This window comes from Brevundimonas sp. M1A4_2e, assembly GCF_053345555.1.
Genome location: NZ_JBKFAI010000004.1, coordinates 218002 through 230621 on the forward strand (window position 1 = coordinate 218002; position 12620 = coordinate 230621).

Sequence of the window (12620 nt, forward strand, 5' to 3'; positions counted from 1 at the left end):
TCGCGTCGTGTGCGACCCCATGCCCGGCCTGCGCACCATCGCCGTGACGGTGGCCGTCAACGGCGGCGCCCGGATGGAGAACGAGGCGCAGTCCGGCTGGTCGCACCTGCTGGAGCATCTGGTCTTCAAGGGCGCGGGCGACATGGGCGCGCGCGAGATCGTCGAGCGTGTCGAGGCCGAGGGCGGCTCCATCAACGCCGCGACCGGCTATGAGCGCACCAGTTTCGACATCCGCGCCCTGAAGGGCAGCCTGCCTCTGGCCATGCAGGTGCTGTCGGATCTGGTGTTCCGCCCGACCCTGGCGCCCGAAGAGATCGAGCGCGAGAAGGACGTGGTGGCCCAGGAGATCGCCGAAGCCTTCGACACCCCCGACGACCATGTGTTCGAGATGGCCCAGACCCGCGCCTTCGTGGGGCAGGCGCTGGGGCGGCCGATCCTGGGCTCGATCGCCAGCCTGGCGCCGGTCGAGCGCGAGACGATCGGCGACTGGCGCCGACGTCTCTATTCGCCCGACCGCATGGTCGTGGCCGTCTCGGGCGGGGTGGACGAAGACGAGCTTCTGCCGCTGGCGGAGGCCTGGTTCGGCCATCAGACGGCGACGTCGACCGAGGCGCTGCCGCCGGCCGTCTTCGTCGGCGGCGAGGCGCGGCTGGCGCGCAAGATCGAACAGGCCAATCTGGTGTTCCAGCTGCCGACCATCGGCGCGCGCGACGAGCGGCTGCCCGCCCTGCGCCTGTTCACCGAAATCCTGGGCGGGGGGATGGCTTCGCGCCTGTTCCAGAGCGCGCGCGAGGATCGCGGCCTGGCCTACGCCATCGACGCCTATCACGAGACCTATGACGATCTGGGGCTGCTGGGCGTCTACGCCGGGGCGGCGGCCGAACGCTCGGTCGAGCTGGCCGAGCTGTGCGCCGCCGAAATCCTGGACCTGGCCGAGCGGGGGCCGACCCCGCAGGAGCTGGCGCGCGCCAAGGCGGTGCTGAACGCCAGCCTGTGGATGGCCGACGAAAGCCCGGCCAGCCGCGCGGGCCGCAACGCAGGCCAGACCCTGGTGTTCGGGGCGCCGGTCTCGTCCGAGGCGACGGCGGCCCGCATCGAGGCTCAAAGCGCCGAGGACCTGCGCGCCGTGGGGCGTGAGATGGCGGCGACGGGCCGGTCGGCCAGCGCCGTGCTGGGGCCGCGCGGGGCGGGCGGGGCGGGCGCCGCCTTCCGCGCCGCCATGTTGGCAGCCGGCGGCTGACGTCATCTTTGTCGCCGACGGCTGACGCCGGGGCTGCGACGGGTTATCCTGATCCCATGGCCCTGTTCGACTGGATGGCCGAGGCGACCGGACCGGTCCTGAACGGGCAGGGGGTCGTGCTGCGTCCGCCGCGCCCTTCTGACTATATGGCGTGGGCCTCCCTGCGCGAGGAGTCGCGCGCCTATCTGCAGCCGTGGGAGCCGGCCTGGCCCGAGGACGATCTGACCCGGGCCGCCTTTCGGCGCCGGCTGGGCGTCTATGCGCGCGAAATGGAGCTGGGCACGGCCTGGCCCCTGTTCATCTTCGATGGCGAGGACGAAGCCCTGCTGGGCGCCGTCACCCTGTCCAACATCCGGCGCGGCGTCGCCGAGACCGGGACGCTGGGCTATTGGGTCGGCCAGCCGCACGCAGGGCGCGGGGTCGGCACCACGGCGGTGCGCGCCATGCTGGCTTACGCCTTTGGCCCGTTGAAGCTGCATCGGGTCGAGGCGGCGTGCCTGCCGACCAACTACGCCTCGCGCCGGGTGCTGGAAAAGGCGGGTTTCCGTCATGAGGGACTGGCGCGGGCTTATTTGAAAATTAACGGCCGCTGGGCAGATCATCTGCTGTTCGGCGTTTTGAACACCGAGTTCGCGCCCACCCTTCCTCAGTCATGTTAGCGGGTACGCTTTGAGTGCAAGATCCAGAGCGTTGACGTGGGACCCCACCACGGCCATCGAAGCCTTGGCTGCGGCAGACGCCGCGCTTTGGATTTGGACCCCCGCTGAGGATCAGATCCGCTTCACCGGCGCCACCCGGCCGCTGGGACTGGGGCCGCTGGCGCCGCAATGCTCGGGCGCGGCCTTCACCGCCCTGACCATGCCGCAGGACCGCGCCCTGGCCGATCGGCTGCTGAAGCCGCAGGCCGAGGGGACCGAGATCGCCGTGCGTCTGCGGATGCGCGGGTGCGAGACCTGTCTATGGCGCGGGGTCTGGCTGGAAGACGGCCTGCGGGCGGCGGGCATCGTCGCCCTGGAGACCAAGTTCGCCGGGGCGGATCGCGACACGCTGACCGGGCTGCTGGACCGGCGGACCTTTCGCGTCCGCGTCGCCGAAACCCTGGCGCAGCCCGGCGAGTATGAACTGGTTGTGGGCGATCTGGACCGCCTGCGCCGCCTGAACGAGGCCCTGGGGCACGAGCGGGCGGACCTGGTGCTGTCGGCCTTGGGGTCGCGACTGTCGGCGGCCTTTTCCGAAAGCTGCGCCCCCGCCCGGATCGGCGAGGACGAGTTCGCCATCCTGGTGAAGCGCGGCGGGACCAGCGGCGGGGCCCGGATGCGCGAGGCGCTGGAACAGCCGCTGCGCATGGCCGGTTTCGACATCTATCCCACCCTGTCCATCGGGGCGGTGACGGCCGAGGGCGGCCCCGACGCCCCGGACCCGGCCGAACTCCTGCGCCGCGCCGAGCTGGCGGTGGAGCAGGCCAAGACGGCCGGGCGCGGCGGGGCCGCCGCCTATGGCCGGGCGCTGGAAAGCGACAGCCTGTCGCGTCTGGCGCTGGAGGCGGACCTGCGCAACGCCTTCGTGCGCGGCGAGATCGAGCCCTTCTTCCAGCCGATCGTGAATCTGAACACCGGCGCCGTCGCCGGGTTCGAGGCCCTGGCGCGCTGGCGCCACCCCCGGCGCGGTCTGGTCCCGCCGGACGAGTTCCTGACCCTGGCCGATGAAATGGGCCTGATGAACGAACTGGGCCTGCTGATGATGACCCAGGCGGCGCGTCAGCTGGACGAGTGGCTGACCCGCCACCCCAATGCGGGGCGGCTGTTCTGCAGCGTCAACCTGTCGGTCGGCGAGATCGAACGCCCTTATCTGGTTGAGGATGTCGCCCGCATCATCAAGGAGACGGGCCTGCCGCGCGGCGCCCTCAAGCTGGAGGTCACTGAAGGCGACATCATGCGCGACACCGCCCGCGCCGCCGAGGTGCTGAAGGCCCTGCGCGAAGCCGGGGCCAGCCTGGCGCTGGACGACTTCGGCACCGGCTTCTCGTCGCTGTCCTACCTGGCCAAGCTGCCGTTCGACACCCTGAAGATCGACCGCTACTTCGTGCTGACGATGGACAAGGACGAGGGCTCGGCCAAGATCGTCAAATCGGTCGTCAACCTGGGCCGCGACCTGGCGCTGGAAGTCGTGGCCGAGGGGGTCGAGAACGCCGGCCTGGCCCGGCTTCTGTTGGCCGACGGCTGCCACTATGGCCAGGGATTCGGTTATGCGCCCGCCCTGCCTGCGCAGGAGGCCGAGGTCTATCTGAACGAGTCCCTCGCCGACGGTTCCGCCCCAATCAAGGGGCGCTCGGCGTGAAGATAGACCCGGTGATGAGGGATCGTATGATCATGACGGCGGCGGCGGCGCCCGCCGTTCTGGGCGTCGGCGTCGCCCTTCTGTTCACGCACGATCTTGTGGTGGTCGGCGCCGTCGGGGCCAGTCTGGCGCTTGTTTCGGCCGCGCTCAGCCTGACGCCGCCTGTAACGGCGGCGCGAATCCGACATCTGCGCCGCAGGTGTCCGAAAGAAGACTAGGCCCGGCCGCTCTGGCTGGACAGGCGGGCGGCGTCGACGCCGAGGCCCGCCAGGGCGCGGCTCCACTTGGTGTCGTAATCGGTGTCGAAGATCAGGGCGTCGTCGGCTTCTGCGGTCAGCCAGACGTTTTCGTTCAGCTCTTCCTCCAGCTGACCCTCGCCCCAGCCGGCGTAGCCCAGCAGCAGGATCGACCGGCGCGGGCCTTCGGCGTCGGCCATGGCGGTGAGGGCGTCGCGGGTGCCGGTCAGGGCCAGCCCCTCGCCGAAGCTGAGGCTGGTCTCGTTGCTGATCCAGTCGTCGGTGTGCAGGACGAAGCCGCGCTCGCGCTCGACCGGGCCGCCGATCAGCACTCGCCGGTCGCGCAGGCGGTCATGGCTGGGCGTATCCAGCGTCTCCAGCACCTCGGCCAGGGACACGCCGGGCGCGGGCTGGTCCAGGCGCACGCCCAGGGCGTGGTCATCGTCGTGGGCGCAGATCAGGATGACGGCGTGGCGGAAGCGGTCGTCGTCGATGCCGGGCATGGCGACCAGCAGACGTCCGGTCAGGGAGGAGGCCGCCGGGGAGGAGGAGGTCTTCATCCCTCTATCATCGGGGCGCCGGCCTTCGGGCGCAAGACGGCGGGCGCCGGGGCGCTTGGCGTTCGGGCCGTGGGTCTCTATCTGATCGTCATCGCGCTCCGGATCGGCCGGGCCGACATCCGGAGATCCCGACATGACCCTTTCGATCGGCGACCGCATTCCCGAGGCGACCCTGACCACCATGACCGCCGAGGGCCCCAAGCCTGTCACGACGGCCGAGCTGTTTGGCGGCAAGACCGTCGCCCTGTTCGCCGTGCCGGGCGCCTTCACCCCGACCTGCTCGGCGCGCCACCTGCCGGGCTATGTCGACCACCGCGCCGACCTGAAGGCCAAGGGCGTGGACACCGTGGCCTGCGTCTCGGTCAACGACGCCTTCGTCATGGGCGCCTGGGCCCAGGCCAACGACCTGAACGGGACGGACGACATCGTCATGCTGGCCGACGGCAACGGCGACTTCACCCGCGCCGTGGGCCTGGCGCTGGACGCCAAGGGCTTCGGCATGGGCGAGCGCTCGCAGCGTTACTCCATGCTGGTCAAGGACGGCGTCATCGACCAGTTGAACATCGAGCAGGGCGGCGAGTTCAAGGTGTCCTCGGCCGAGCACCTTCTGGCCCAGCTGTGATTGCCGGTGTCGCCCGCCGCTGGCCGGCCCGCCGCGCGCGGGGCTGAGGCCGTGGCGGGCGACGTCTTCACGCCCGAACAACGCAGCGCCGTCATGCGGCGCGTGAAGGGTCGCGACACCGGCCCAGAGATGAAGGTCCGGCGCGCCCTGCGCGCGGCGGGCATCGGCTATCGCCTCGGCGGCTGCGGCCTGCCGGGGCGGCCGGATCTGGTGATGAAGGGGCGCAAGACGGTCGTCTTCGTCCACGGCTGTTTCTGGCACGGCCACGACTGCCCGCGCGGGGCCCGCCAGCCCAAGGACAACGCCGATTACTGGATCGCCAAGATCGACCGCAACCGCGCCCGGGACGCCCGCGTGGCCAACGAAATGGCGGCGGCGGGCTGGCGCGTCCTGACGCTGTGGGAATGCGACCTCAGACAGCCGGGCTGGGAAGAGCGCCTGATCGCGGCCCTGCGCCCGGAAACCGCCTAGGCGGCGGCCGCGTCCGCTTCGTCTTGGGCTGCGGCGTCCAGCGTGCGGGATAGGGCCTCCAGCAGGGCGGCCGGGGTCAGCGGCTTGGACACGAAGGCGTTCATGCCGGCGGCCAGGCAGGCGCTCATGTCTTCCGGCTCGGTGTCGGCGGTCACGGCGATGACGGGAACGCAGGCGTTCGGGCCGCCGCCGCTGCGCAGCCGTCGGGTCGTTTCGCGGCCGTCCAGTTCGGGCATCCGCACATCCATGAAAACGACGTCGAAGAGCTGGTCCTCGCAGGCCTGAAGCGCGGCCAGGCCGTTTTCCGCCATGACGATCTCGCAGTCGAAGGCCTGCAGGATCAGCTGGATGGCGCGCCGGTTGATGGCGTGGTCGTCGACGACCAGGACGCGCAGAGGCCGGGCGTCCGCCGCGTCGTCATCGAGCGCGACCTTCTCGAAGGCCGGCGGCGAAGGCAGGGACGGCGAAGGCAGGGGCGGCGAAGGCGGGAGCTGCGAAGTCGGGGCCGCCGGAGCGCTGTCCGGCGGGGGGGCGAGCGGGTCGAGGCGGCCGGACACGGCCAGCGGGGTGATTGGCTCGTCGCGGATGTCGTCGGCGGCCGCATCGCGCCGTCCTTGAGGCAGGCTCAGGGCCACGGTGAACTGGGAGCCGCAGCCGGGTTCGCTGCGCACCGTCAGGCGCCCGCCCATCAGTTCGATCAGGTCGCGGCTGATCGCCAGCCCCAGGCCAGAACCGCCGAAGCGGGCGGCGACGCCGTCCTGGGTCTGGTCGAACGGGTTGAACAGCCTCTGCAGCTGCGCGGGGCTCATGCCGCGCCCGGTATCGGCGATGTCGATCAGCAGGGCGCAGGCGCCCTGATCGTCCACCCAGCAACGGACCTTCAGCGTCACCGTCCCGGCCTCGGTGAACTTCATGGCGTTGGAGATCAGATTGTTCAGCACCTGACGCAGGCGCATGGCGTCGCCGCGCACCCAGCGGGGCGTCTCGCGCGCGCCTTCCAGCCGTAACCTCAGACCCTGGGCGCGGGCCTGGCCCTGCCACAGCCGTGCGGTCTGGGCCAGCAACAGGCGCAGGTCGAACTCATTGCTCTCGACGTGCATCCGGCCTGCGTTCAGCCGTGCGTGATCAAGCAGATCGTCCAGCAGGGCCTTCATCATGAGGCCGGCGTCCTCGATCAGGGCGACCTGCTGGCGCGCGGCGGCGGACGGGGCGGCGGCGCGCAGGTAGTCTGCGCCAGTCAGGATGGCGCTGATGGGCGTGCGCAGGTCGTGGCCGACGGCGGCCAGGAAGGCGCTGCGCTCCGTCATGGCGGTCTCGACCTGGCGGCGTTCCCGCTCGGCTTCGGCCAGGGCGTGGCGCTCGGCCAGCGTGGCGCTGCGCAGGCGCGCGCGCGTGTTGAAGCAGAAAAGGGCGTAACAGAAGATGCCGATCGCCACGGCGATGATCAGAGACCGCTCGGCTCCCCACAAGGCCATGAACATGGGCGTCAGGGCCATGAAGCCCAGCTGGGGCAGCACGGTGAAGCTGAACACCCGCATATTGCCGGCCGACATGATCACGGAGTTGATCGAGCCTGCCGAGAGCAGGACGGAAGCGGCGAAACCGCCCATCGGACCGCCGATCAGCCAAAGGGGCACAGACAGGAAACCCAGCCAGCCGGCGTTCAGCGCCAGCACGGCGTCCATCGCCAGTCCGCGCCAGCCCTTTGGCGTCTCCTGGCGGTCTTGCAGCACGGGCTGGGCCAGCCAGGCCTCAACCCCCTGGATCAGGACATAGACAGCCAGCCACCCCATAGCGGGCCCCAGTCCCAGAATGGGGCTGAAGACAAGCGCCGTCGCGCCGCCCGTGACAAGGCGCTGCATTGTCGCCTTGCGACGTTGGCGAATGGCGGGCGCCCACCCGATATGGGCGTCGGCGATAGTGTCGGACATACGACGTTCCAAACGGGCGCTGGGCCCATTGGTTCATCATCGACCGAGGGTTGCTAATGCTCCGTCAACGGCGGGCGGCGGTCGCCTCGGCCATGCTGGAAAAGCCTTCGGCGCGCAGGCGGGCGGCCAGGTCGCGCTTGATGCGGCCGATCAGGCGCGGACCTTCATAGATCAAGGCCGAATAGACCTGGACCGCCGAGGCGCCGGCCCGAATGCGGGCGAAGGCGTCCTCGCCGCTGGCGATCCCGCCCACGGCGATCAGCGGCAGGCGTCCGTCCGCCGCCTCGGCCGCCGCCTCAAGGGCCTTCAGGGCGAAGGGCTTCAGCGGGGCGCCGGACAGGCCGCCGCTCTCGCCCGCGAAGGCGGAGCGCAGGGAGGCGGGCCGCTCCAGCGTGGTGTTGGACACGATCAGGGCGTCGATCCGGTGGGCGAGGGAAGCCTCGACGATCATGCCGATCTCTTCGCCGATCAGATCGGGCGCGATCTTCAGGAAGACCGGGGCGCCGTCGGCGGGGCGCGCCTCATGGATGCGGCCCAGCAGGTCGTCCAGCGCCTCGCGCCCCTGCAGCGCGCGCAGCCCCGGCGTATTGGGCGAGGAGATGTTGATCGTGAAATAGTCGGCCAGACCCGCCAGCCGCTTCAGCCCCGCGACATAGTCGGCGGCCTTGTCCTCGGTATCCTTGTTGGCGCCCAGGTTGGCGCCGATGGCGGTGCGGGTCGGGCGCCGGGCCAGACGTGCGGCGAAGGGCTCCAGCCCCTCGTTGTTGAAGCCCATGCGGTTGATGATCGCCCGGTCTTCGGCCAGGCGGAACAGGCGCGGTTTGGGGTTGCCCGCTTGCGCGCGCGGGGTGACCGAGCCGCACTCCACGGCGCCGAATCCCAGCCGCGACAGGCCTTCCAGCGCCTCGCCGTTCTTATCGAGGCCCGCCGCCAGACCGACGGGGTTGGACATCTGCAGCCCGGCGATCGTGGTCTTGAGGATCGGATCGTCGGCGCCGGGCGCGGGCAGGGGCGTCAGTTGGAGGGCGCGGATGGCCAGGCGGTGGGCCGTTTCGGGGTCCATCTGGCGCAGCAGGACGGCGCCCAGGTCGGTCAGGCTCATGCTCATGTTCAGGCTCGGGCGGTCTCTTCAATGACCATGCGGCCGTCGGCGCTGACCGACAGGCCGCGCGCGCCGCGCGTCGCGGCGACGGGCAGGGGGCCGTAGATGTGGGGGAACAGGGCGCCGCCGCGCGACGGCTCCCAGATCAGGGCGTCGCCCAGGGCCGTCAGGTCGACCTCGACCAGCATCAAGTCGCTCTGTCCTGCGTAATGCTTGGCCGCCGTGGCCTCCAGCTGATCGGCGGCCGACAGGTGGATGTAGCCGTCGGCCAGGTCCACGGCCGAACCGTCGTAGCGGCCCTCGGCCAGGGCCGCGCGCCAGTCGGCGCGGCTCAAAATCTTGAAGGCGATGTCGGGCAGGTCGGTCATGGCCTAGAGCGTCTCCGGGGTCAGCCAGCCCTCATAGGAGGGGCGCCCGGCGACATCGACGGTGAAGACAGCCGCCGCACCGGTGGGGAAGCCGCCGCTCATCTTGTCCAGCACCGACGGGGAGGCGGCGCTCTCGATCAGATATTCGACCGCCAGTTGATGCACGCCGGGGTTATGGGCGATCAGCAGCAGGCAGCCCGCCTCGTCCTCGGCCGCCTCGACGGCGCGGCGCAGAGTGTCGGCCGAGGCGTTGTAGAGGTTGTCGGACACGCGCAGTTCGACGTCGCCGAAATGGTCGCTGACCTGATCCCAGGTCTGGCGCGTGCGCCGGGCGCCGGACACCAAAGCCATGTCCGGCTTCAGTCCCCGCGCGGCCAGGGCGCGGCCGATGGCGGCGGCGTCGCGCAGGCCGCGCTCGCTCAGGGCGCGGTCCACGTCGCCGCCGGGCGCCGAGGCTTCGGCCTTGGCGTGACGCATCAGGATCAGTCTTTGCATGAGGCTGGCTTTAAGGCTGTTTGCGCGCGGCGCCCATAGGGTGCGACGCAGGCGCGTGATCACGGGCGGCGGGCGAGGGGGTCAGGGCGGGCCGTCCGGCCAGCACCGTCTGGGCCAGGCCGCGCGGGCGGACGCGAGCGTAGGCCTGGCGCGTGGCTTCCAGCATGATCAGGCCCGCCGCGCCGGGAAACAGTTTCGGCCCCACCTGCTCCAGCCCGTCGGCCAGGCCCAGCAGCGGGCGCCACGGCGGGACATACAGGGCCTGGGACCAGGCGACCGGCTCCAGGCCGACCTCGCGCACCAGCCGCTCCAGCTGGCCGCGGGTGAAGGGGCGGCCGTGGCCGAAGGGGGTGGCCTCGGCGCGGGCCCACAGTCCCCCGCGCGCCGCCGCCGCCAGGATGACGCGGCCGGACGGAGCCAGGGCGCGGACCGCCTCGGTCAGCAGGGCCTTGGGGTCGTCCGCCTCTTCCAGGGCGTGGACCAGCAGGATGCGGTCGAAGGTTCCGGCGGCGAAAGGCAGGCGGCGCTCGTCGATCAGGACGGTGCGGTTGCGCCCGCCCGCCGTCCACTGCTCCGCGCCCTGTGCGCCCGGCATGGCGGCGATGACGCGGCGCGCGCCGATGAAGGCGTCCAGCCAGGGGGTGGCGTAGCCCAGCCCCAGCACGTCGCAGCCGTTCGCCTCGCCCCAGGCGTCGTCCAGACGCCGCGCCAGCATGCGCCGCGCCAGCGCCCCGGTCGGTTCGCCGTAGAAGGTGCGGAGCTCGTCGATGCTGCGGCGCATGGGAGCAGTATGGCGGATTTCGCAGCGGATGTCGGCCTTCCTGCTTAAAACCGCTCATCCCGGCGTCCGCCGGGATGAGCGGAAAATTGTATATGGGCCTGCTAGGATGACGCCTGATCGGAGACCTCCTCATGACCCTGACCGTCCGCCAGTTCCCCTGCCTGTCCGACAACTACGGCTTTCTGATCCGCGATGAGGCGACCGGGCTGGTCGCCGCCGTCGACACGCCGGACGCCGAGGCCGTCCTGGCCGATCTGGAGGCGTCAGGCTGGGGGCGGCTGGACCTGATCCTGAACACCCACTGGCACCCCGACCATACCGGCGGCAACGAACGGCTGCAGGCCGAGACGGGCTGCGAGATCGCCGGGCCGGAGGAGGTGCGCCGCGCGGCGCCGCTGGATCACGTGCTGGTCGACGGCGAGGCGGTGCGGCTGGGCGGGACGGCCTTCGACGTGGTGCTGTCGCCCGGCCATACGCTGGGCCATGTGGTCTATCATGCGGCGGACGACGGCCTGGCCTTCGTCGGCGACGTCATCTTCGCCCTGGGCTGCGGGCGGCTGTTCGAGGGAACGCCTGAGCAGATGTGGGAGAGCCTGAACCGCATCGCCGCCTGGCCCGAGGCGACGACGCTGTACTGCGCCCATGAATATACGGCGTCGAACGCCCGCTTCGCCCTGTCGTCGCCGGACGCCGATGAGGCCTTGCAGGCGCACGCCGAGGCGATCTTCGCCGCGCGCGAACGGGGCGAGGCCACCGTGCCGACGACGGTCGGGGTCGAGCGCCGTTTCAACCCCTTCCTGCGCGCCCGCGACGCCGAAGACTTCGCTCAGCGCCGCGCGGCCAAGGACGCATTCAAGGGGTAGCGGGTCTCAAAAGGCCGAGTAGCTGGTCTTGATCTGGGTGTAGAAGTCGGCGGCGGCGAAACCCTGTTCGCGGGGGCCGTAGCTGGACTTCTTCGTGCCGCCGAACGGGACGTGATAGTCGACCCCGGCGGTGGCCAGGTTGACCATGGTCATGCCCGCCCGCGCCCGGCGCTGGAACTCGCGCGCGTGCTTCAGCGACTGGGTGACGATGCCCGCCGACAGGCCGAACTCGACGCCGTTGGCGATGGTCATGGCCTCCTCGAAATCGGCCACGCGGATGGTCGAGGCGACGGGGCCGAACACTTCTTCGTTGTTGATGCGGGCGTCGGGCAGGGTGTCGACGATCAGGGTCGGCTGGACGTACCAGCCCGGCTTGTCGAGGCTGAGGCGCTGGCCGCCCGCCACGACGCGGCCGCCGCCGGACGCGGCGATGTCGATGTAGTCGTAGGACACGTCGCGCTGGGCCTCGGTCACGGCGGGGCCCATCTGGGTGGACGGGTCAAGGGCGTCGCCGACGCGCAAGGACGCGACCTTCTCGGCCAGGGCGGCGACGAAGCGGTCATGGATGCCGTCCTGAACGATCAGGCGGCTGGAGGCGGTGCAGCGCTGGCCCGTGGCGAAGAAGCTGCCGTCCAGGGCGATGTTCACGGCGCGGTCGAGATCGGCGTCGTCCATCACGATCAGCGGGTTCTTGCCGCCCATTTCCAGCTGGACGCGGGCCTGACGCTTCATCGCCCCTTCGGCCACCCCGGCGCCGACCTTCTGCGAGCCGGTGAAGCTGATGCCGTCCACGTCCGGGTGGGCGACGATGGCGCGGCCGACGTCGCCGTCGCCGATGACCATGTTGACCACGCCCTTGGGCAGGCCCGCCTCATGCAGGATGGCGATCAGGGCCTCGGCCGTGGCCGGGGTCGGGCCGGCGGGCTTGATGATCACGGTGTTGCCGAAGGCGATGGCGGGGGCGATCTTCCAGGCCGGAATGGCGATGGGGAAGTTCCACGGCGTGATCAGGCCGAACACGCCGACCGGCTGGCGATAGGTCTGGATTTCCACGCCGGGCCGGGTCGAGGCCAGGTTCTGGCCGTGCAGGCGCAGGGCCTCGCCCGCGAAGAACTTCAGGATGCGGGCGGCGCGGGCCGTCTCGCCGATGCCCTCGGCCAGGGTCTTGCCCTCTTCGCGCGACAGCAGGCGGCCGATGACTTCGCGCCGCTCCATCAGCAGGGTCCCGGCGCGATCCAGCACATCCGAACGGACCTCAGGCGAGGCGTCGGCCCAGGGACCGAAGGCGGCGCGGGCGGCGGCGACCGCCTGATCGACCTCGGCGGCGCCGCCCTGGGGCGTGCGGGCGACCACTTCGCGGATGTCCGACGGGTTCAGGCTCTCGCCCGGGCGCGTTCCGGCGACCTTCTCGCCGCCGATCCAGTGCGAAAGCTCAAGCGTGTCGGTCATCTGGTCATTCCCTTGGTTCAGCATCTGGATTGCCTGACGCAGCGACCGGCGACAAGGCGTCGGCGCCGGATGTTTCTGTTGAATTGGCGCGGGTTTGGCGAAGGGATTGCGCTGAGCGCATAAGGCGTGTCATGAATAACGCTGATCGGCCGGGGGGCGGTTTCA

The 12620-nt window shown here is 70.8% G+C and carries 14 protein-coding genes; 7 read left to right on the forward strand and 7 right to left on the reverse strand.

The features are described from left to right. Positions 1 to 19 precede the first annotated feature (19 nt). Genes ACLBV5_RS10430 through ACLBV5_RS10445 form a run of 4 tightly spaced genes read left to right on the forward strand, consistent with a single transcriptional unit; the run spans position 20 to position 3795 of the window. Positions 20 to 1240, forward strand: a complete 1221-nt coding sequence (locus ACLBV5_RS10430) for a pitrilysin family protein (RefSeq protein ID WP_313633513.1) — start codon at positions 20 to 22, stop codon at positions 1238 to 1240. Positions 1241 to 1296: 56 nt separating this feature from the next. Then, entirely contained in the window at positions 1297 to 1899 is a 603-nt protein-coding gene (locus ACLBV5_RS10435) for a GNAT family N-acetyltransferase (RefSeq protein WP_025977915.1), read from the forward strand. A 10-nt stretch (positions 1900 to 1909) separates the two neighbouring features. Next, the gene (locus tag ACLBV5_RS10440) at positions 1910 to 3577 is read left to right on the forward strand and encodes a putative bifunctional diguanylate cyclase/phosphodiesterase (protein WP_253120707.1); all 1668 of its coding nucleotides are present in this window, start codon (positions 1910 to 1912) and stop codon (positions 3575 to 3577) included. A gap of 14 nt (positions 3578 to 3591) precedes the next feature. Then, positions 3592 to 3795, forward strand: a complete 204-nt coding sequence (locus tag ACLBV5_RS10445) for a hypothetical protein (RefSeq protein ID WP_253120706.1) — start codon at positions 3592 to 3594, stop codon at positions 3793 to 3795. Here the strand turns inward: ACLBV5_RS10445 and ACLBV5_RS10450 are convergent. Next, complete coding sequence (locus ACLBV5_RS10450; protein ID WP_447605765.1) at positions 3792 to 4373, reverse strand: YqgE/AlgH family protein; 582 nt, start codon at positions 4371 to 4373, stop codon at positions 3792 to 3794. The two genes, ACLBV5_RS10445 and ACLBV5_RS10450, sit on opposite strands and share 4 nt — an antisense overlap. 133 nt (positions 4374 to 4506) lie before the next feature. On the opposite strand from ACLBV5_RS10450, the gene ACLBV5_RS10455 reads away from it, so the two are divergent. Continuing rightward, on the forward strand, positions 4507 to 4995 hold the full coding sequence (locus tag ACLBV5_RS10455; RefSeq protein ID WP_025977911.1) for a peroxiredoxin: 489 nt from the start codon (positions 4507 to 4509) through the stop codon (positions 4993 to 4995). A gap of 6 nt (positions 4996 to 5001) precedes the next feature. Further along, complete coding sequence (locus tag ACLBV5_RS10460; RefSeq protein ID WP_447605639.1) at positions 5002 to 5466, forward strand: very short patch repair endonuclease; 465 nt, start codon at positions 5002 to 5004, stop codon at positions 5464 to 5466. Here the strand turns inward: ACLBV5_RS10460 and ACLBV5_RS10465 are convergent. The 5 genes from ACLBV5_RS10465 to ACLBV5_RS10485 all read right to left on the reverse strand — a co-directional run bounded on the left by ACLBV5_RS10465 (position 5463) and on the right by ACLBV5_RS10485 (position 10143). Next, positions 5463 to 7397, reverse strand: coding sequence for an ATP-binding protein (locus ACLBV5_RS10465; protein WP_447605640.1), 1935 nt, complete (start codon positions 7395 to 7397; stop codon positions 5463 to 5465). The genes ACLBV5_RS10460 and ACLBV5_RS10465 overlap by 4 nt on opposite strands. 64 nt (positions 7398 to 7461) lie before the next feature. Next, the gene (locus ACLBV5_RS10470; protein WP_447605641.1) at positions 7462 to 8499 is read right to left on the reverse strand and encodes a quinone-dependent dihydroorotate dehydrogenase; all 1038 of its coding nucleotides are present in this window, start codon (positions 8497 to 8499) and stop codon (positions 7462 to 7464) included. An 8-nt stretch (positions 8500 to 8507) separates the two neighbouring features. After that, positions 8508 to 8867 carry a DUF952 domain-containing protein gene (locus tag ACLBV5_RS10475; RefSeq protein WP_278069705.1) on the reverse strand — a complete coding sequence of 120 codons (360 nt, stop codon included), beginning with the start codon at positions 8865 to 8867 and terminating at the stop codon, positions 8508 to 8510. Between the two features lie 3 nt (positions 8868 to 8870). Beyond that, positions 8871 to 9362 (reverse strand): SixA phosphatase family protein, encoded by a 492-nt coding sequence (locus ACLBV5_RS10480; RefSeq protein ID WP_392354322.1) that lies wholly within the window; start codon positions 9360 to 9362, stop codon positions 8871 to 8873. A gap of 10 nt (positions 9363 to 9372) precedes the next feature. Beyond that, positions 9373 to 10143 (reverse strand): class I SAM-dependent methyltransferase, encoded by a 771-nt coding sequence (locus ACLBV5_RS10485; protein WP_025977905.1) that lies wholly within the window; start codon positions 10141 to 10143, stop codon positions 9373 to 9375. Positions 10144 to 10274: 131 nt separating this feature from the next. Here ACLBV5_RS10485 and gloB point away from each other — a divergent pair, with 131 nt between their 5' ends. Then, positions 10275 to 11006, forward strand: coding sequence for a hydroxyacylglutathione hydrolase (gloB, locus tag ACLBV5_RS10490; protein ID WP_253120701.1), 732 nt, complete (start codon positions 10275 to 10277; stop codon positions 11004 to 11006). Between the two features lie 6 nt (positions 11007 to 11012). Here gloB and ACLBV5_RS10495 read toward each other — a convergent pair whose 3' ends face one another. After that, complete coding sequence (locus ACLBV5_RS10495) at positions 11013 to 12455, reverse strand: aldehyde dehydrogenase family protein (protein ID WP_447605642.1); 1443 nt, start codon at positions 12453 to 12455, stop codon at positions 11013 to 11015. Between the last annotated feature and the right edge of the window lie 165 nt (positions 12456 to 12620).

What these genes read in the sequence shown, in the direction of transcription:
- ACLBV5_RS10475 (WP_278069705.1), bottom strand. Translation starts at nt 8,867, where the DNA reads ATGACCGACCTGCCCGACATCGCCTTCAAGATTTTGAGCCGCGCCGAC.
- gloB (WP_253120701.1), top strand. Translation starts at nt 10,275, where the DNA reads ATGACCCTGACCGTCCGCCAGTTCCCCTGCCTGTCCGACAACTACGGC.
- ACLBV5_RS10445 (WP_253120706.1), top strand. Translation starts at nt 3,592, where the DNA reads ATGAGGGATCGTATGATCATGACGGCGGCGGCGGCGCCCGCCGTTCTG.
- ACLBV5_RS10485 (WP_025977905.1), bottom strand. Translation starts at nt 10,143, where the DNA reads ATGCGCCGCAGCATCGACGAGCTCCGCACCTTCTACGGCGAACCGACC.
- ACLBV5_RS10450 (WP_447605765.1), bottom strand. Translation starts at nt 4,373, where the DNA reads ATGAAGACCTCCTCCTCCCCGGCGGCCTCCTCCCTGACCGGACGTCTG.
- ACLBV5_RS10465 (WP_447605640.1), bottom strand. Translation starts at nt 7,397, where the DNA reads ATGTCCGACACTATCGCCGACGCCCATATCGGGTGGGCGCCCGCCATT.
- ACLBV5_RS10455 (WP_025977911.1), top strand. Translation starts at nt 4,507, where the DNA reads ATGACCCTTTCGATCGGCGACCGCATTCCCGAGGCGACCCTGACCACC.
- ACLBV5_RS10470 (WP_447605641.1), bottom strand. Translation starts at nt 8,499, where the DNA reads ATGAGCCTGACCGACCTGGGCGCCGTCCTGCTGCGCCAGATGGACCCC.
- ACLBV5_RS10480 (WP_392354322.1), bottom strand. Translation starts at nt 9,362, where the DNA reads ATGCAAAGACTGATCCTGATGCGTCACGCCAAGGCCGAAGCCTCGGCG.
- ACLBV5_RS10430 (WP_313633513.1), top strand. Translation starts at nt 20, where the DNA reads ATGCCCGGCCTGCGCACCATCGCCGTGACGGTGGCCGTCAACGGCGGC.
- ACLBV5_RS10435 (WP_025977915.1), top strand. Translation starts at nt 1,297, where the DNA reads ATGGCCCTGTTCGACTGGATGGCCGAGGCGACCGGACCGGTCCTGAAC.
- ACLBV5_RS10495 (WP_447605642.1), bottom strand. Translation starts at nt 12,455, where the DNA reads ATGACCGACACGCTTGAGCTTTCGCACTGGATCGGCGGCGAGAAGGTC.